The organism is Pseudomonas zanjanensis, from assembly GCF_014268745.2.
In the GTDB taxonomy this organism is placed as follows: Bacteria; Pseudomonadota; Gammaproteobacteria; order Pseudomonadales; family Pseudomonadaceae; genus Aquipseudomonas; species Aquipseudomonas zanjanensis.
Genome location: NZ_JABWRB020000001.1, coordinates 910529 through 929086, shown reverse-complemented (window position 1 = coordinate 929086; position 18558 = coordinate 910529). Strand labels below are relative to the sequence as shown.

16 protein-coding genes are annotated in these 18558 nt (G+C 61.5%); 6 read left to right on the top strand and 10 right to left on the bottom strand.

Features of this window, described 5'->3' with window-relative positions:
- The first annotated feature begins 88 nt into the window (after window positions 1–88).
- On the top strand, window positions 89–925 hold the full coding sequence (xdhC, locus tag HU715_RS04275) for a xanthine dehydrogenase accessory protein XdhC (RefSeq protein WP_186705265.1): 837 nt from the start codon (window positions 89–91) through the stop codon (window positions 923–925).
- 20 nt (window positions 926–945) lie between these two features.
- Window positions 946–2250: a guanine deaminase gene (guaD, locus tag HU715_RS04270; protein WP_186705266.1), complete on the top strand. Its 1305-nt coding sequence runs from the start codon at window positions 946–948 to the stop codon at window positions 2248–2250.
- 136 nt (window positions 2251–2386) lie between these two features.
- Here the strand turns inward: guaD and HU715_RS04265 are convergent, their stop codons facing one another.
- Complete coding sequence (locus HU715_RS04265) at window positions 2387–3151, bottom strand: GntR family transcriptional regulator (RefSeq protein WP_186705267.1); 765 nt, start codon at window positions 3149–3151, stop codon at window positions 2387–2389.
- Window positions 3152–3395: 244 nt separating this feature from the next.
- Here HU715_RS04265 and HU715_RS04260 point away from each other — a divergent pair, with 244 nt between their 5' ends.
- The gene (locus HU715_RS04260) at window positions 3396–4586 is read left to right on the top strand and encodes a benzoate/H(+) symporter BenE family transporter (RefSeq protein ID WP_003199555.1); all 1191 of its coding nucleotides are present in this window, start codon (window positions 3396–3398) and stop codon (window positions 4584–4586) included.
- Window positions 4587–4748: 162 nt separating this feature from the next.
- Here HU715_RS04260 and HU715_RS04255 read toward each other — a convergent pair whose 3' ends face one another.
- Window positions 4749–5093 (bottom strand): YggL family protein, encoded by a 345-nt coding sequence (locus HU715_RS04255; RefSeq protein ID WP_186705268.1) that lies wholly within the window; start codon window positions 5091–5093, stop codon window positions 4749–4751.
- Window positions 5094–5325: 232 nt separating this feature from the next.
- On the opposite strand from HU715_RS04255, the gene dacB reads away from it, so the two are divergent.
- Window positions 5326–6792 (top strand): D-alanyl-D-alanine carboxypeptidase/D-alanyl-D-alanine endopeptidase, encoded by a 1467-nt coding sequence (gene dacB / locus HU715_RS04250; RefSeq protein WP_186705269.1) that lies wholly within the window; start codon window positions 5326–5328, stop codon window positions 6790–6792.
- Window positions 6793–7053: 261 nt separating this feature from the next.
- On the opposite strand, the gene HU715_RS04245 is transcribed toward dacB, so the two are convergent.
- Window positions 7054–9438, bottom strand: coding sequence for a sensor domain-containing diguanylate cyclase (locus tag HU715_RS04245; protein ID WP_186705270.1), 2385 nt, complete (start codon window positions 9436–9438; stop codon window positions 7054–7056).
- Window positions 9439–9580: 142 nt separating this feature from the next.
- Window positions 9581–11851, bottom strand: coding sequence for a bifunctional 23S rRNA (guanine(2069)-N(7))-methyltransferase RlmK/23S rRNA (guanine(2445)-N(2))-methyltransferase RlmL (rlmKL, locus tag HU715_RS04240; protein WP_186705271.1), 2271 nt, complete (start codon window positions 11849–11851; stop codon window positions 9581–9583).
- Window positions 11852–12382: 531 nt separating this feature from the next.
- On the opposite strand from rlmKL, the gene rmf reads away from it, so the two are divergent.
- Window positions 12383–12598, top strand: a complete 216-nt coding sequence (gene rmf, locus HU715_RS04235; RefSeq protein ID WP_003223300.1) for a ribosome modulation factor — start codon at window positions 12383–12385, stop codon at window positions 12596–12598.
- Between the two features lie 328 nt (window positions 12599–12926).
- Here the strand turns inward: rmf and HU715_RS04230 are convergent, their stop codons facing one another.
- The gene (locus tag HU715_RS04230) at window positions 12927–13946 is read right to left on the bottom strand and encodes a quinone-dependent dihydroorotate dehydrogenase (protein ID WP_186705272.1); all 1020 of its coding nucleotides are present in this window, start codon (window positions 13944–13946) and stop codon (window positions 12927–12929) included.
- A gap of 221 nt (window positions 13947–14167) precedes the next feature.
- On the opposite strand from HU715_RS04230, the gene HU715_RS04225 reads away from it, so the two are divergent.
- Complete coding sequence (locus HU715_RS04225; protein ID WP_225917552.1) at window positions 14168–15646, top strand: hypothetical protein; 1479 nt, start codon at window positions 14168–14170, stop codon at window positions 15644–15646.
- A 177-nt stretch (window positions 15647–15823) separates the two neighbouring features.
- Here the strand turns inward: HU715_RS04225 and HU715_RS04220 are convergent, their stop codons facing one another.
- The 5 genes from HU715_RS04220 to sctI are packed head-to-tail and all read right to left on the bottom strand — an operon-like array spanning window position 15824 to window position 18510.
- A complete protein-coding gene (locus tag HU715_RS04220) occupies window positions 15824–16261 on the bottom strand; it encodes a hypothetical protein (RefSeq protein WP_225917551.1) in 438 nt (145 codons plus the stop codon).
- Window positions 16251–16958 carry an oxygen-regulated invasion protein OrgB gene (locus tag HU715_RS04215; protein ID WP_186705273.1) on the bottom strand — a complete coding sequence of 236 codons (708 nt, stop codon included), beginning with the start codon at window positions 16956–16958 and terminating at the stop codon, window positions 16251–16253. Before HU715_RS04215 ends, HU715_RS04220 begins: the two co-directional genes overlap by 11 nt.
- Window positions 16930–17496: an OrgA/MxiK family T3SS sorting platform protein gene (locus HU715_RS04210; RefSeq protein ID WP_186705274.1), complete on the bottom strand. Its 567-nt coding sequence runs from the start codon at window positions 17494–17496 to the stop codon at window positions 16930–16932. Before HU715_RS04210 ends, HU715_RS04215 begins: the two co-directional genes overlap by 29 nt.
- The gene (locus HU715_RS04205; RefSeq protein ID WP_186705275.1) at window positions 17483–18205 is read right to left on the bottom strand and encodes an EscJ/YscJ/HrcJ family type III secretion inner membrane ring protein; all 723 of its coding nucleotides are present in this window, start codon (window positions 18203–18205) and stop codon (window positions 17483–17485) included. Before HU715_RS04205 ends, HU715_RS04210 begins: the two co-directional genes overlap by 14 nt.
- Window positions 18202–18510 carry a type III secretion system inner rod subunit SctI gene (gene sctI / locus HU715_RS04200; RefSeq protein ID WP_186705276.1) on the bottom strand — a complete coding sequence of 103 codons (309 nt, stop codon included), beginning with the start codon at window positions 18508–18510 and terminating at the stop codon, window positions 18202–18204. The genes HU715_RS04205 and sctI overlap by 4 nt, the downstream gene beginning before the upstream one ends.
- Between the last annotated feature and the right edge of the window lie 48 nt (window positions 18511–18558).

Here is an 18558-nt window from a genome sequence, read left to right as displayed (position 1 = left end):
CCCGCTCCCACAGGGAACCGCGTTCCAATGTGGGAGCGAGCCTGCTCGCGAAGGCGGTTGAACAGACAACAGAGATGTCGAGGTGAATATGTACAACTGGATCAGCGCCCTCGCCGACCTGCAAACCCGCGGCGAACCCTGCGTGCTGGTGACGATCATCGAGGAGCTCGGCTCCACCCCGCGCAACGCCGGTTCGAAGATGGTCATCAGCGCCAGCCAGACGTTCGACACCATCGGTGGCGGACACCTGGAATACAAGGCCATGGAGATCGCCCGGCAAATGCTCGCCAGCGGCCAGCAGAACACCCACCTGGAGCGCTTCAGCCTCGGTGCGAGCCTGGGCCAGTGCTGCGGTGGCGTCACCGTATTGCTGTTCGAGCCCATGGGCCAGGTCCAGGCGCAGATCGCCGTGTTCGGCGCCGGCCATGTCGGCCGCGCCCTGGTGCCGCTGCTGGCGAGCCTGCCCTGCAAGGTGCGCTGGATCGACTCGCGAGAAGCGGAGTTCCCCGAACACTTGCCCCATGGCGTGCGCAAGATCGTGGCCGAAGAGCCATTGGATGAAGTCGATGAATTGCCCGCCGGCAGCTACTGCATCGTCATGACCCACAACCATCAGCTCGACCTGGAGCTGAGCGCCGCGATCCTCAAGCGCAACGACTTTGCCTACTTCGGCCTGATCGGCTCGAAGACCAAGCGGGTCAAGTTCGAGCATCGCCTGCGTGATCGTGGTTTTGATAGCAGCACCTTGCAACGCATGCGTTGCCCGATGGGTATCGGCGAAGTCAAAGGCAAGTTGCCTGTGGAAATCGCCATCTCCATCGCCGGCGAAATCATCGCCACCTATAACGCCGATTTCGGCCAGCACACCTCGCGCGCCGAACCGATTGCCAAGTTGCTGCCAGCTTCGCGCCGCAGCCAGCGTTAATCCCTTTATCGAGACAGACCATGCCCCTGACACGCAAAGCCTACCGCGCCGCCCTGCTCCACAGCCTCGCCGATCCGGCCGAAGTGGGTATCGAAGCGTCCTATGAATATTTCGAAGACGGACTGCTGGTGGTGGAGAATGGCCAGATCAGCGCCATCGGCCACGCCCATGACCTGTTGCCGACCCTGGCGGCGGACATCGACATCGCCCATTACCCGGACGCACTGATCACGCCAGGTTTGATCGACACCCACATCCATCTGCCGCAAACCGGCATGGTCGGCGCCTATGGCGAGCAATTGCTGGATTGGCTCAACACCTACACCTTCCCCTGCGAAAGCCAGTTCGCCGACAAGGCCCACGCCGATGCCGTGGCGGATATTTTCGTCAAGGAATTGCTGCGCAACGGCACCACCACCGCGCTGGTGTTCGGCAGCGTGCATCCGCAGTCGGTGAATGCGTTTTTCGAAGTGGCCCAGAAGCTCGACCTGCGGATGATCGCCGGCAAGGTGATGATGGACCGCAACGCCCCGGACTACCTGACCGACACCGCCGAATCCAGCTACACCGAGAGCAAGGCGCTGATCGAGCGCTGGCACGGCAAGGGCCGGCTGCACTACGCCGTGACCCCGCGCTTCGCCCCCACCAGCACCCCGGAACAACTGGCCCTGGCCGGTCAGTTGCTGGGGGAGTACCCCGACTTGTACATGCAGACTCACATCAGCGAGAACCTGCAGGAGGTGCAGTGGGTCAAGGAACTGTTCCCGGAGCGCAAGGGCTACCTGGACGTCTACGATCACTACCAACTGCTTGGCGAGCGTTCGGTGTTCGCCCATGGCGTGCATTTATGCGATGACGAATGTGCGCGGCTGGCCGAGGCCGGGTCGGCCATCGCTTTCTGCCCGACCTCGAACTTTTTCCTCGGCAGCGGCCTGTTCAACCTGCCCATGGCCGAGAAGCACAAGGTGAACGTCGGGTTGGGCACGGACGTAGGTGGCGGCACCAGTTTTTCGCTGCTCCACACCCTGAACGAAGCCTACAAGGTGATGCAGCTGCAGGGCGCGCGGCTGAGCCCGTTCAAATCGCTGTACCTGGCCACCCTCGGCGGCGCGCGGGCCCTGCGCCTGGAGGACAAGATCGGCACGTTGCAACCGGGGACGGACGCGGACTTTCTGGTGCTGGATTACAACGCCACGCCGCTGCTGAGCTATCGCCTCAAGCAGGCCAAGGACATTGCCGAACGGTTGTTCGTGTTGATGACGCTGGGGGATGACCGGACGGTGACGCAGACTTATGCGGCTGGCAAGGTGGTGCATCAGCGCTAGATTTCATTCGCCTGTCACACCGCTTTCGCGAGCAAGCCCGCTCCCACATTTGATCCGCGTATGTCATGACAACACGGTCGAATGTGGGAGCGGGCTTGCTCGCGAAGGGCGCGACTCGGTATGACTGATTCAACCTTCAGAGCTTGGCGGTCGACCGCCCCGGCTTCTTGCTCTGCAACAGATGCGAAAACACCGCGTGCAAGTCATCCGACGCACTTTCCTCGTCGAGGTTGAGCTTGCTGTCGATGTGGTCCATGTGATGCATCATCAGGTCCACCGCCAGCGTGGCATCGCGGGCCTCGATGGCGTCGATCAACTGGGTATGTTCGTCGTAGGAGCAATGGGAACGGTTGCCACTTTCGTACTGGGCGATGATCAACGACGTCTGGGACACGAGACTGCGCTGGAAACTGATCAGCGGGGCGTTCTTCGCCGCTTCGGCCAGCTTGAGGTGGAACTCGCCCGACAAACGGATGCCGGCGCCACGGTCGCCCCGGGAAAAACTGTCGCGCTCGTCGCTGACCATCTGCCGCAGCTCAGCCAGTTGTTCGGCGGTAGCGTGCTGCACCGCCAGCTCGGTGATCGCCCTTTCCACCAGGCGCCGGGCCATGAACACCTGGCGGGCCTCTTCGACACTCGGGCTCGCCACCACGGCACCGCGATTGGGCCGCAGCAACACCACGCCTTCGTGGGCCAGGCGGGACAAGGCCCGGCGAATGATCGTGCGGCTGACTCCGAAAATCTCCCCCAGCGCCTCTTCGCTCAATTTGGTCCCGGGCGCCAGGCGTTGTTCGAGGATGGCCTCGAAGATGTGCGCATAGACAATATCGTCCTGGGTTCCGCTGCGGCCGGTCTTACCAGCTCGCGGTTGTTTCTTGAGGGGCTGCAACTGTTCGTTCATGGGCACTCGAGTCGGGAGAACTGCGGCGAATTGACCGTGACTGTAATACGGCACAGCGGGTCGCTGGCAAGTATCGCGTAAAAAACAGCTCGATTGTACACAACCTCTGATGGCAACACGACTGTACGGCTGTTTGCGGGCATGGCTGTATTGCAATCGATGATGGGGTTGAGTTTAGGCTTTAAACCGCAAATCTGTGGGGCTATCAAGCCCAGACAATCTACAACAAGGACCACCGCCCACCATGACCGAAGTCACGACCACGCCACTTCGTCCATTGGCCGACACCTCGCCTTCGGCCATCGTCGCCGGGTTCATCGCGATGATGACCGGCTACACCAGTTCCCTGGTGCTGATGTTCCAGGCCGGACAGGCGGCGGGGCTGACCAGCGGGCAGATTTCCTCGTGGATCTGGGCGATCTCCATCGGCATGGCGGTGTGCTCCATCGGGCTGTCGCTGCGCTATCGCACGCCGATCACCATCGCCTGGTCGACACCCGGCGCCGCGCTGCTGATCACCAGCCTGGGCGGCGTGAGTTATGGCGAGGCCATCGGCGCCTATATAACCTGCGCGGTGCTGGTGACGATCTGTGGCCTGACCGGCAGTTTCGAGCGCCTGGTCAAGCGCATTCCGGCCTCGCTGGCGGCGGCGTTGCTGGCGGGGATTCTGTTCAAGATCGGCAGCGAGATCTTCGTCGCCACCCAGCATCGCACCGGCCTGGTGCTGGGGATGTTTTTCACCTACCTGATCGTCAAGCGCCTGTCGCCGCGCTACGCGGTGCTCGCGGCACTGCTGATCGGCACAGCGCTTTCCGGCCTGCTGGGGCTGTTGGACTTCAGCGGTTTTGCCCTGGAAGTCGCGACGCCGGTCTGGACCACGCCGCACTTTTCCTTGGCGGCCACCATCAGCATCGGCATTCCGCTGTTCGTGGTGGCGATGACCTCGCAGAACATGCCCGGCATCGCCGTGTTGCGGGCCGACGGCTACAACGTGCCGGCTTCGCCGCTGATCACCAGCACCGGCATCGCCTCGCTGCTGCTGGCACCGTTCGGCTCCCATGGCATCAACCTGGCGGCCATCAGCGCGGCCATCTGCACCGGGCCCCACGCCCACGAAGATCGCAACAAGCGCTACACGGCGGCGGTCTGGTGTGGGATTTTCTACGGGATTGCCGGGGTATTCGGCGCGACGCTGGCGGCGTTGTTCGCGGCGCTGCCCAAGGAATTGGTGTTGTCCATCGCGGCCCTGGCGCTGTTCGGCTCAATCATCAATGGCTTGAGCATCGCCATGAGCGAAGTGAAGGAGCGGGAAGCGGCGCTGATCACTTTCATGGTCACGGCGTCGGGGCTGACGCTGTTCTCCATCGGTTCGGCGTTCTGGGGGATCGTGGCGGGGGTGTTGACGTTGCTGATCCTGAACTGGCGTAGCGCCTGAGAGCTTAAAAGCTTCGCGAGCAAGCCCGCTCCCACAAAGGCGATGTGAGCGATACATATCCACTGTGGGAGCGGGCTTGCTCGCGAAGGCTGCCTGGCAAGCAACACATAAATGGCAGGCACAAAAAAACCGGCACCCAAAAGGGCTGCCGGTTTCTGACCATCAAGCGACCGGATTGATCGGCTTTTCCGGGTACCACACGTCCAGCAACGGGCTGACTTCAACGCTGGTCAGCTCGGGACGGGCCTTGAGCCAGGCTTCAACGGCAGCGCGCTGCTCTTCGGTGACCGAGCCACGCTTCTGCAGGCAAACCAGACCGTAGTCGTCACCGCCGACGTAGCCCAGGCCATTGGCTTCCATGGCTTCTTTCAGGAAAGCGTCGAGGAAAGCGTCAATAGCCTCATCGGCCAGATCTTCTTTGAAATCCAGGTTCAGTTCGAAACCCAGCTCTTGAAATTCATCCACGCACAGCTTTTTGCGCAGACGCTGGGAACGGTTAGTCGCCATTGGAACAATCCTCATAAGTAATAACGGCCGGCACTTTACCAGTTTGGTGCGTCGATTGCCCGACTCATCGGGCAAGTCCGTTAACCGTTGGTAAAAAAATACCGCTTCGCTGGGCTTGGGCACGGCACATGCCGTTGCGCCTTGGGGCATAATGCCGACACTTTCATGACCGTTGAGGACGTTCATTTTCATGTCCTCGTATTTTCCCCCTCGCCCGTAGGGTTTTATTTCAATGATCAAATCTTTGCGTCCATTGCTTCTGGCCAGCCTTCTTCTTCCCCTGGCCCTCCCTGTCACCGCCCATGCTGCCACGATCAACACCGCCCTATCGCCCAACGTACAAAAGGCCCTCAAGGCCAGCAAACTGCAGAACGACGCCCTGTCCCTGGTGCTGGTGCCGCTCAACGGCCCCGGCACGCCAACCCTGTACAACGCCGATGTTTCGGTCAATCCGGCGTCCACCATGAAACTGGTGACCACCTATGCGGCCCTGGAGATGCTCGGCCCCAATCATCAATGGAAAACCGAGTTCTACACCGACGGCACCCTGAGCGGCGGGATCCTCAACGGCAACTTGTACCTCAAGGGCGGCGGCGATCCCAAGCTGAACATGGAAAAACTCTGGCTGTTGATGCGCGATCTGCGGGCCAACGGCGTCCAGCAGGTCACCGGTGACCTGGTGCTGGACCGCAGTTTCTTCATCCAGCCGCAACTGCCCGAGTTCAACGACGACGGCAACGACGAAAACAAACCCTTCCTGGTCAAGCCCGACTCGCTGCTGGTCAACCTCAAGGCCCTGCGCTTCGTCGCTCGCAATGATGGCGGCCGGGTGCTGGTCTCGGTTGAGCCACCGATTGCCAGCATTCGCATCGAAAACGTGGTCAAGGCCATCAACGGCAAGCAATGTGCCGGCGGCGTTCGCTACAACCCCGTCGCCCAGGCCGATGGCAGCATGACCGTCACTGTCAGCGGCCAACTCGGTGAAGGTTGCAGCTCCCAGACCTACCTGTCACTGCTCGATCACGCCACCTACACCGCTGGCGCGGTGCGGGCCATCTGGAAGGAATTGGGCGGCAGCATCCAGGGCCAGGACCGCCTGGCCACGACCCCGAGCAACGCCAAGGTATTGGCCCGGGCGTTCTCCCCGGACCTGGCGGAGATCATCCGCGACATCAATAAATACAGTAACAACACCATGGCCCAGCAACTGTTCCTGAGCCTGGGCGCACAATTTCGCAACGAAGCCGACGGTGACGACGCGAAGGCTGCGCAACGGGTGGTACGCCAGTGGCTGGCGAAGAAAGGCATCACCGCACCGCACCTGGTGATGGAGAACGGCTCCGGCCTGTCCCGCGCCGAACGGGTCAGCGCGCGGGAAATGGCTGCGATGCTGCAAGCCGCCTGGCGCAGCCCGTATTCGGCGGAGTTCATCAGTTCGATGCCGATTGCCGGCACAGACGGCACCATGCGCAAACGCCTGAAGACCACCGCCATGGCAGGCGAAGCCCACGTCAAGACCGGGACCCTGAACACCGTCCGCGCCATCGCTGGCTACAGCCGCGACATCAACGGCAACACTTGGGCAGTGGTGGCGATCCTCAACGATCCAAAGCCATGGGGCGCTTCGTCGGTGCTGGACCAGGTGCTGCTGGACCTGTACCGCCAGCCGAAACTGCCACAGACGGCTTCGGTGCTCTGACCCAGCACATACCCCATGTGGGAGCGAGCCTGCTCGCGAATGCGGTATGTCATTCAACATCGATGTTGCTGACCGACCGAATCGCGAGCAGGCTCGCTCCCACAGTGAATCGGGCCATACACAAATCTTGTGCCCACTGAAGATCAACTGTGGGAGCGGGCTTGCTCGCGAAGGGCGGTACAACATTCAACCATTGTGTTGACTGACATGCCGCATTCGCGAGCAAGCCCGCTCCCACACTTTGACCTCAATATCCCCTGGCTAGCCCAACTGCGTCTCGACCCGATCCCGCCCGGCCTGCTTGGCCGCATAGACGCCTGAGTCGGCCCTGAGCAGTAACGCATCGGCGCCCTCCCCGGCGCGCCAGGTGGCGATGCCGAAGCTGGCGGTAACCACCCCGACATCGTCGATGGGCGCAGCCCGCAAGCCTTCCCACAGCCCCAGCGCCAGGGAATAAGCGCTTTCACTGTCGGTGTCCGGGCACAGCACCACGAACTCCTCCCCACCCAACCGACAGAACACATCGGTACGGCGCAACCGTTGGATGATGCGCTGGCAGAACGCCTGCAACACCCGGTCGCCCACCGCATGGCCGTGCTGGTCGTTGATGCGCTTGAAGTGATCGATGTCGAGCATGATGACCGCCAGCCCACCGGAACCGCGCTCGACCCGGGCCATTTCCGAGGTCAAGCGTTCCTGGAAATAACGGCGGTTGCGAATGCCGGTCAGGGCGTCGGTCACGGATAAGGCCCGCAGCTCTTCTTCCACACGCTTGAGGTCGGAAATATCCGAGATATAGCCATGCCACAACACCCCGCCGCCAGGCAGTTCCTCGGGGGTGGCCTCGCCGCGCACCCAGCGCAGCCCGCGCAAGGGTAATTGCACCCGGTACTCTTCCCGCCATGGGCTCAAGGTATTGGCCGAAGCACGGATCGAAGCGCGGACGCGCGTACTGTCCAACGGATGAATACGCGAGAAAATCGCCTCGGCGTTCTGCACCAGCACATCGGGTTCCAATTCATAGATGTCGCGGATGCCGTCGCTGGCATAGATCACGCTGAAGCGACCATTGAAATCCATCCTGAATTGGTAGATTCCCCCGGGGACATGGGCGCTGAGCTTTTTGAGCAGCAGGTCCCGGGCGGCCAGGGCTTCGTGGACGCGCTTGCGCTCGGTGATGTCGATGCAGATCGCCAGGTGCCCGACCCACAGCCCCTGCTCATCGAGCATCGGCGTGGCCAGCATGTTCACGGTCAGGTGACTGCCATCGCGGCGCACCAGGGTCCATTCCCGCGCCTGCTGCCCACCCTGCTCGCCGCCCTCGAGCAGCATCGCATGGCAGGTAGGAATGGGTTTACCAAAGCGCGCGCCAAGCTGAGCGGCCCGGGCCTGGAGTTCGCGCGGCACATGCAGGCTCTCCAGGGTCATGCTTTGCAGCACCTCGCAGCTCGGGTAGCCGAGCATCTGCTCGGCGCCGGCGTTGAAAGTGGTGATGACGCCGCGCAGGTCGGTGGCAATGATCGCCACCTGGGTCGCGGCATCCAGCACACCGCGCAACTGGCCGTGGGTACCGCGCAACTCCTGCTCCCGGGCACGCAGTTCGCCGGTGCGTTGTTCCACCAGTGCCAAGGCTCGCTGCCGCTGGCTGACCAGCACATAAAGCAAGGCACTGAGCAGCAGGCTGAGCAGGCTGCCCAGCACAGCCAGGCTCGTCACCGACGAGTGATTGGAGGACAGGAACACCCGGCTGGGCCGCAACTCTACACGGTAGTCTTGGTCAGCCAGGCGCAACAGGCGGGTCGCCGACAAGTCACTGTCACCCGGCGATTCAAGGGAATCGAACAGCACTTCCTCCCGGTCGTCGGTGGATAGGTCCAGGACACGCATCGACAGGTTGTCATGACCTGCGGCCGGCAAGCCGTCAGCCACCAACTGACGCATGTTGATGCCCGCCACCACGTAACCGAACGGCTCCTTGGCCGAGGCTCGGGTGACCGGCGCAACCAGCAACACCCCACGCGCGAAGTCTGGGCCTACCCCCATCAGGTCCAGTGGCTGCGAGACTACTATCGTGCCAAGCGAGCGCGCCCGTTCAAGCACAGCCCGGCGCAAGGGATGGGAAAGCAGATCGAATCCCAGGGGGGACATGGAAAGCGGCTGGCTCTGGAGGTACAGCACCGGCACGTATTCGTCCCGCTCGGCGGCCTGCCGCAGGCCGCCGCCATCGGCGACCTCACGGATGCCAAAGGAGTCGCCCCCCTGGTCCCGCGTCGCTTGTTCGAAGGATTGTCGTTGCTCCCGAAAGATCCGTGGTGCCCAGGCGAAGGCCAGGGTGCGCCGCAGCAACGGTTCGACGTAGCCATGAAATTCCGCGTTGGAAACCCCTGCCGAATTGGCAAAGAACCGTCTCAGGCCATCGAGACGTTGTTCCTGGTCCTGGAATCGCTCCTCAATGCGGCTGAAGCGTTCCTCGGCTTGCAATTCGAAGCGCTGGTGCAATTGCTGGTTGAACAGGTTCATCATCGCCCAGCTCAGCAAACCGGTCAGGCAGGTACCGGCCAGCAGCACCAGCGAAGCCACCAGCCAGGCCGACACGTCTTCGCTGATAAAGCCCAGGATCCTGGGGCGCACCTGATGCAATGCCATAGACACAACTCGCAAAGGTACCAGGCATAGGCACAGCCCTGGACACAGCCTAAGTTATAGCTATTCGCCATCACTTTGGCCAGTCCCTAAATGAGGCTAGAAGCCTTGAACTACAAGGCTCCGTGGATCCAATCGATCGCCTTCAACGCGCCATGATCTTCCAAGCGCGGTGGATCTTGCCGTTGCGGGCGAAATCCGGATCGATGGTCTTGGCAGTGATCTCTTCCACTGCATAGCGCTCGCCGAGGTTGTCCTCGAGCTGGAACTTGCGGAAATTGTTGGAGAAGTACAGCACGCCGCCCGGCGCCAGGCGCGCCATGGCCAGGTCCAGCAACTGGACGTGGTCGCGCTGCACATCGAACACACCTTCCATGCGCTTGGAGTTGGAGAAGGTCGGCGGGTCGATGAAGATCAGGTCGTACTCGTCACGACTGGCTTCCAGCCAGGCCATCACATCGCCCTGCTCCAGGCGGTTCTTGTCGGAAAAACCATTGAGCGACAGGTTGCGTCGCGCCCAATCCAGGTAGGTTTTCGACAAGTCGACACTGGTGGTGCTGCGGGCACCGCCCTTGGCAGCGTGGACGCTGGCGGTCGCGGTGTAGCAGAACAGGTTGAGGAAACGCTTGCCGGCTGCTTCCTTCTGGATCCGCAGGCGCATCGGCCGATGGTCGAGAAACAGCCCGGTGTCCAGGTAGTCCGTGAGGTTGACCAGCAGCTTCACGCCGCCTTCGTTGACCTCGGTGAACTTGCCTTGGGCGCTCTGGCGCTCGTACTGCTTGGTGCCGCTCTGACGCTCGCGGCGCTTGATCACCACGCGGCTCTTGTCGACGTTCAGTGCCTGGGGAATGGCCGCCAAGGCATCGAACAACCGGGCCGAGGCCTTTTCCGGGTCGATGGACTTCGGCGCGACGTATTCCTGGACGTGTACCCAGTCATGGTAGAGGTCGATGGCCATGGAGTATTCCGGCATGTCGGCGTCGTAGACCCGGTAACAGTCCACGCCTTCACGCTTGGCCCACTTACTCAGCGTCTTGAGGTTCTTTTGCAGGCGATTGGCGAACATCTGCCCGCCTTCGCTCAACCGCGCCTGCTCGACCACGGGGGCTGGCGCCGGCGCCGGCTTGATCGGGTTGCCGTTCTTGTTGTACTGGCGCTCTTGTGGCACTTCCGGGGTTTGATCGTAGGCGGCCTGTTCACGCTCGGCCTGGCGCTGTTCCGGGGTGCGACGCTCGCCGGTGACGAACTGGTCCGGCAGCACCTTGATCAGCAGCAACTTGCACGGCAAGGCGCCGTTCCAGAACGAATACTGCTTGTGGCTGCGAATGCCCATGCGCTTGCCCAGGTCCGGCGCGCCGGTGAACACCGCCGCCTCCCAGTTCAGGCACGCCTGGCGCAGGCGCTCGCCGAGGTTCTGGTAGAGGTAAAGCAGACTGGCTTCATCCCCCAGGCGCTCGCCGTACGGCGGGTTGCAGATTACCAAGCCCTTCTGGTTCTGGTCCGGGCGCGGCTCGAAGGTGGCGACTTCGCCTTGATAGATCTTGATCCACTCGCTCAGGCCCGCACGCTCGACGTTGTTGCGGCCCGGCTGGATCAGCCGTGGGTCGGCCTCGTAGCCACGAATCCACAACGGCGGCTTGGCCAGCCCGGCGGCGGCGCGCTCGGTGGCTTCTTCGTGCAATTTCTTCCACAACGCCGGCACGTGGCCGAGCCAGGCGGTGAAGCCCCACTGCTGGCGACGCAGGTTCGGTGCCATATCGGCGGCGATCATGCCGGCTTCCACCAGGAACGTGCCAACACCACACATCGGGTCGGCCAGCGCCCCGCCTTCAGCGGCAATGCGCGGCCAACCGGCGCGGATCAGGATCGCGGCGGCGAGGTTTTCCTTCAGCGGCGCGGCGCCTTGCTGCAGGCGATAACCGCGCTGGTGCAGGCTGTGGCCGGAAAGGTCGAGGGAGAGGATCGCTTCGCCGCGGTCCAGGCGCAGGTGGATACGCAGGTCCGGGTTGAGCTTGTCGATGGACGGCCGCTCGCCCGATGGCGTGCGCAGCTTGTCGACGATGGCGTCCTTGACCTTCAAGGCACCGAAGTGAGTATTGTCGATACCCGAGCCATGGCCACTGAACTCAACCGCCAGGGTGCCATCGGCCAGCATGTGGTCTTGCCAGTCGATGTCCAGCACGCCGTGGTACAGGTCTTCGGCGTCCTTCATCGGGAAGCGCTTGAGCACCAGCAACACGCGGTTGGCCAGGCGCGACCACAGGCACAGGCGATAGGCCGTTTCCATGTCGGCCATGCCGCGCACGGCCGAAGTGTGCTCGCGCGCCTCTTCAAGGCCAAGCCCGACGGCTTCCTCGATCAGCAGGCCTTCGAGGCCCTTGGGGCAAGTGAGGAAGAGTTCGAAACGATCGGACATGGGATTTCCAGAGCCTTTGGCTAAGTGGACCGGGCAACGCATTGCCGGGCCGGGTTCAATCAGGTGCTTTTCTCAAGAGCACCCGTGTGGCACGAAAGTGTGCCGTGCCGCCCTTGCCGCTCAGGTTAAAAGAGCTTAGATGCGAAGGCAGATAAAAAATTCTGTGCAACAAATTGTGAAAATTCGACCCTTTCGTCGAATAGTACCCGAGTGCAACGGGTGGACATTCTCATTCAAGGAAAGCCAGTCCCCTTTGGCGCAGGGCCGATCATACAGGGGTCTTGCTCAAAAGCGGTCAACGAACATCAAGTTACTTATCGCCCTAACATCTTTATTGTTACGTGCTTATGACAAAACGATCATTCCATCCCTGTGACGCTTTGGTTAGAACTCAACACAGGTTGACGTCGCAACGGCGTCAACACCTCGGCTCGTCACGCCGGCAACGAGCCACCAACGGCAGAATGATTCTGCCCCGGCCTCGATAGAGGTCGACGCTAAGCAACAGTCAACAAGTGAGGGCAACACCCTATGAGAAGACTTAAGCGTGATCCGTTGGAAAGAGCATTTTTGCGTGGTTACCAATATGGCGTTGGTGGTAAATCCCGTGAGCTTTGCCCCTTTACTCTACCGTCGGTACGTCAAGCCTGGATCAATGGCTGGCGAGAAGGACGCGGCGACAACTGGGACGGTATGACCGGCACTGCGGGTATCCACAGACTCAACGAACTTCACGCCGTCGGCTGACACAGGGCTTATTACTCAAGAACTCGACAATTTGACATCCCAATCGATTTAACCACGCACGTCCCATCCGGGCGGCGGGCTACGGCCCAGGGGGCTCCTTCGAGGAGCCCTTTTTAATGCCTGGGTTTCATGGGCACTTACGAATGCCTGAGCTGTGAATATTATTGTGGCGAGGGAGCTTGCTCCCGCTGGGCTGCGCAGCAGCCCCAAAACCATGACACGCGGTTATCCAGGAAAACAGTGCCAGCCGGGTTCAGGACTGCTTCGCAGTCCAGCGGGAGCAAGCTCCCTCGCCACAATGGGTCAGCGCCGAACTTTAACCTCCGGCTCACCCCAACGCCGCAATCGCATCCACCGACTCACGAATCAACGCCGGCCCCTTGTAGATGAAACCCGAGTAAACCTGCACCAGGCTCGCCCCGGCGGTGATCTTCTCGGCGGCGTGCCGGCCTTCGGTGATCCCCCCCGCCGCGATGATCGGCAAGCGCCCCGCCAGTTCAGCGGCCAGCACCTTCACCGTGTGGGTGCTCTTGTCACGCACTGGCGCGCCCGACAAGCCACCCGCCTCGTCACCGTGCTCCAGCCCTTCGACGCCTTCGCGTCCCAGGGTCGTGTTGGTAGCGATCACCGCGTCCATGCCCGTCTCGATCAGGGCCTGGGCCACCTGGGCGGTCTCCTCGTCGGTCATGTCCGGGGCGATCTTGATCGCCAGGGGCACGTGCCGGCCGTGGGTCAACGCCAGTTCCGCGCGACGTTGGGCCAGATCGGCCAGCAGTTGCTTGAGGGAATCACCGAATTGCAGGCTGCGCAGCCCCGGGGTGTTGGGGGAGCTGACGTTGACGGTCACGTAGCTGGCGTGGGCGTAGACCTTGTCCAGGCAGATCAGGTAGTCATCGACGGCGCGCTCCACCGGCGTGTCGAAATTCTTGCCGATGTTGATGCCCAGCACACCCTTGTACTTGGCCGCGGCCACACGGGCCAGCAGATGATCGACGCCCAGGTTGTTGAAGCCCATGCGGTTGATGATCGCCTCGGCTTGCGGCAGGCGGAACAACCGTGGCTTGGGATTGCCCGGCTGTGGTCGCGGCGTGACGGTGCCGATTTCCACAAAGCCGAAACCCAACTGGGCAAAGCCGTCGATGGCCGCGCCATTCTTGTCCAGGCCCGCCGCCAACCCGACCGGGTTGGGGAACTCCAGGCCCATGACCGTCACCGGCACTTTCGCCGGCGCCTTGCACAGCAAACCGTTGAGGCCCAAACGCCCGCCCGCGCCGATCAGGTCCAGGGACAAATCGTGGGAGGTTTCCGGGGAAAGTTTGAACAGCAGCTGACGGGCCAGGGTGTACATGGGTGGGGTGGGCTCTGGGCGATAAAAAGTGACGGGATTATACCGAGCAGGAGCGCCAGCGGCGAGAACCACTTGGATTCCGGGTTCCATCTGGGTATCGACACGCTGCGGCCCTTGCGTCGGAGCGCTATTTGATAGTTGCAAGCGCCAAAAACCTGCAAAAGACCGATGCAGCTGCAATGGCAGCAACCCAGTAGCCCTTCGTCACGCAGGATCAAAAAATGTCTGTCTCATCTTTAGGCGCATCTATAGCGCAACCCATTCCAAACGACTCCGTTCGCGCCCATAAACCGGACACGGTCATCGACTTTGAGAGGGGGCCAACCGATACCATTATCGAGATGCTCGATGACATCATCCCAGCCGAGCAGAGAAGCCCGCTTTCGTCGGAACAGTTGAGGTTTGGACTGAAGGGGGTTGAGGAAGCATTCAAGACAATCATTACAGAGCGAGAAGATCAAGCCGACTTGCACGCTTATACAGCCTTTAGGGAAATCCTAAAGGAGACATACGATGAAGATTTCGTGATTGATATGGAGATGTTCGAAGGCTCAAAGCATTCGTCAGATTCCGACACATTCATACAACGCGCCCTGACCATCCTTAATTGGATCAGTGATTGCCTAGGCAAACTGGCCAACAACGAATTCGAAGGCAATCTCGGACGCTGGGCGAGCAACTTGACCATTTCCGGCCTACGCACCGGCCTGGTCACCGGTGCCCTTACGGTGATCAGGCAACTGTCCGGGTTCATCCTGGAAAAAACCCTCCAATCCAATGCCGCTTCGCCGCTGACACGCAGCGTGATGGGCGGGGTTACCCAGTGCATCGGGCCACTGCTGAACATCCTCGGTGCGATTCGGGACGAGTGCAAGGGAACCGCAAACGCCGAAACGCGCCTGGCGCGCGCCATCACTCTCGGAATGTCAACCTTGGCTCTGGTCGCTGCCATAGCGGCGCCCTCCGCACTGCCAGCATTGGCATCCTCCGGCTCGGCCATGTTGTTCTATACGTTTGCCCAGGATCTGGTGAGCCTGTTTTGTCCCACCGGCGACAATACAAAACCCAACCCCAGCGGCACGGCGGCAGCAGGCGTGCTGAACGGTATGCTCCAGTTCCTGTCCTTTACCGGCATGAACTACACCGCCCCACACTCAGGTGCCGGGTATGCCATGGCCCAAGGTAACAAGCCTCCATCGTCAGAAACGGAAGGCTTTACCTTTCAACTGTGGGCCTGGATGGAACAACAGGCCAATACGCCGCATGATCCAAATCTGTCGGCTGAGGCCCGGGCCGAGCAAATTGTCGAATCCCTGGCCCCGGAACTAGGAGACGATTTATTACGGGGCGTCTACAACGCCGGGGCCGACGTCGCCGGGCAACTGCTCATGGGCACAGCAATGCACGCCTTGAAAAAGGATCCGTCTGAAGAAGCCTTTCGTGTCAAGCCCTTGGAATTACGAATACCCTCTGTCGAGCAGGTGAAAGATCAGCTCCTGTCCACCAATGCGATACGAACCTCCATCGGCCAGATAATCGTGGCCGTCGTCACCTCGGCATCCCGATACTTTTCAACTTTGCCCATCTCAAAAGAAATGGTCGACCATATTGCCAACGCGCTAGTCGCCGCCGTCGTGTTCGCGGTACGTCCCGGCACGGCTTACGTCAACGCACGCACCACTCCCGCAGCAAACGCTTGATTCATCGGCTTGCCTGGAATACGCGCAACCGTGGCGAGGGAGCTTGCTCCCGCTGGGCTGCGCAGCAGCCCCAAGAAAGGGCCGCTTCGCGCCCCAGCGGGAGCAAGCTCCCTCGCCACGAAATCACTGTTTACCTTCTCTTCCTTTACCAGGTGGGCATCGCCCATTTTGCCGCCTTCACCACTCACTCTTCTCCCAAGCCTCATCCCCCATCGGCTGGAACACATCCCGCATAAAACCCTTGACGAAAACATCCATCCCGAACGCCAACCCATTGGCCCCACTGACCTCCTTATAGATCTGCGACTTTTCCAACCCCTCGTCCTTCAATCGCACCAAGACCTGCAAGGTGATCGCCATCAACGCCTGGGCGGTGGGGTACGCCGCCGTTGTGCCATCCGGCCCGCGCAACGTACGGAGGAATTCATGAATCGCCTTTTCCCCCTGCCCCTCCATCGCCAGCAGCAATTGATACAAATGCTCGAACTCGGGATCGGGGCGTTTGCTGTCAGGTGCTTGCTCGCGGGCCGCCAGCAGCCGCGATTCCAGGGTCTGGACCGACTCATTCACGTCGTGATCGAACAGGCTGGAAACCATCATGGATTCAATCTTCATGGCGAAGCTCGGCAGGGTCGGTTGGCGCGAAATCGGTGAAGCTTGCGTACACGTCCGCCAGCGCCTGCCTTGAGGCCTGATCCAACAAGCGCACCGTCTCCGGCAGGTTGGCGAGGCTCGCCAGCAACCGGGGCGCCAGCCGTTCCCGGCTCGCCTCGACATCGAATTCCAACAGTTGATCCGCCAGCCGCAGCACATAGCGATCCTGCGGGTGATATTCCACAATCAGCTCGCCGGTCCAGCACCGGCCCAGGGTTTCGCGCAGCGCAGGACCACGCGGACGACAATGCAGCGGCAACAACAAATGCAGCACCGCGCCCAAGTCTCCCGGTTGCCCGGCCAGCCAGCGCTCCAGCATTTCATCCAGCCACTCGGGGCGACTCAAGGCTTGCCCGAGCAGATCACCGGCGGCCCGGGCCAGGTCGTTGCGCAATTGCAGCCCGAGGGTTTGCGTCTTCAGCAAAGTGTCAGCCAGGTGCCCGCTCGCCCGCAGAATGCCCTCGGCATAACCTTGTTGGAACGCCAGCGCGTGCACGGCATCGGCCTCACGGCGGGCCTGCTCGACACATTCGCGCGCGCGGCGCTGGGCTTCGAGCTGCAAGGCGTGACGGCGACGGGCGGCGACGATGTCTTCGCGAGCCAGGTGCACCTCTTCGCCAACAGGCACGTCAGTCAGGGTTCGGATGGAGTCGAGCATGCTGCACCGCCAAAAAGAACAGGGTGGGATCAGGTTGGGTGACCGGCCATCGCCGGTGCATGCGAACAACCGATTCGGAAAATTGCAATTCCAGGCGTTCGAGTAACGGACGAGGAACATGCTCGCTCCAGCTCCACAACGCATTGAGGCCGGCCGCTTCGACCTGCTCCACTGAAACCTTAGCGCGCTCGATCGGCAGGCCGCCTCGCGGACCCAGGCTGAAGCTGGCGAACCGGCGAACCGCCCCGGGCAAGCCCAGCAGCACCGCGCCGCGCGCCAGGTCGGGCATCAGGCGATAAGCGCCCATCAACAGGGCGATATAAGGCAGTTGCCGCCAGTGGCGAACCCATTGTTTCGCCACGCCGCTCAACGGCATCGAAGGCCACGGGCCTTGCAGTTCCAGCCCTTCGAGCACGATGCGGTTGAGCACGGCATGGGCTTCGATTCCGTCGAATCCCGCCGGTACAACCAGACGCTGGGGGTGCAGATACCCCAAGGGCTCGACGAGAATTCGCTCCAGCAACTCAAGCTCCGACATCACGCCGCCCTGCGCTTGACTGGCGATAGACCCAAGCGCCGCCACCGGCCAACAGCACCGCGCTGATCGCCGCCAACCACCACGGCCACGGCGAATGCCCCCGCGTCACAGCCACCGACGGCGCGACATGCTGGGTCGCCGAGCGCTTGGACAGCACCACCGAGACGTTTTCGTACTCCACCGTCGCGAAACTGTTCTTGAGAAAACGCTTGATGTCGGTGATCAGCAACTGCGGTTCGACATCGCGCTCATGCAGCACCACCGCCGAGAGATGGACAGGCGGCGACTTGCGCCCGCCCTCGCCGGCATCCAGGTCATAACTGACATGGACCCGAGCCGACACCACGCCTTCGAGCACACCCAGCGACTGTTCGATGCGCTGCTCCAGCGCCGAATACAACCGGGCTTTTTCCGCGCGGGGCGAAGCCACCAGGGAATCGGCAGGAAACATCTCGGACACTTGCAAGCGCGGCCGGGAAGGCAACGAATAAAGATTGAGCAGATCGACCGCCGCGGAAAAATCGAGGGCGTCGATTTTTACCGCATAACCGGTTTTACCGGTGTCGACTTTCACCGCCGCAATGTTGTTGCGTTGCAACACCGACAGCACTTCATTGGCCTGCTGCTGATCCAACCCTTCCAGCAGGTTCGGCTGGCGACACCCCGCCAGCGCCAGGCACAACAGCAGCACCAGGACGCTCGTCTTCATGATGCCCGCAACAGGGTTTCTGCCGTGCCCACGGCTTTGCGCACCAGCACGTTGAGCAAGTTGATATCCACGTTGTATTGCCCCGTCAGTTCCTGCAGCTGCGCCAGTACTTCAGGGTCGGTGATGTCCGGGCGCTGCAACAACTGATCGATCGCCGAGACCTCCTGTTGGCTATCGACTGCCGAACCGGCAAACGCTTCGATCAATCGCGATTCAAGTGAAACGACCGGACCTTCCTGCGGGCCACGCAGTTCAATGAAGGCAGACCGCTGGATAAGCGACAGGTCAAGACTCTGGATGGACATACAATGCACTCATGAAAATGGCCATCTTCATGAGCGATGGCCGGTCGA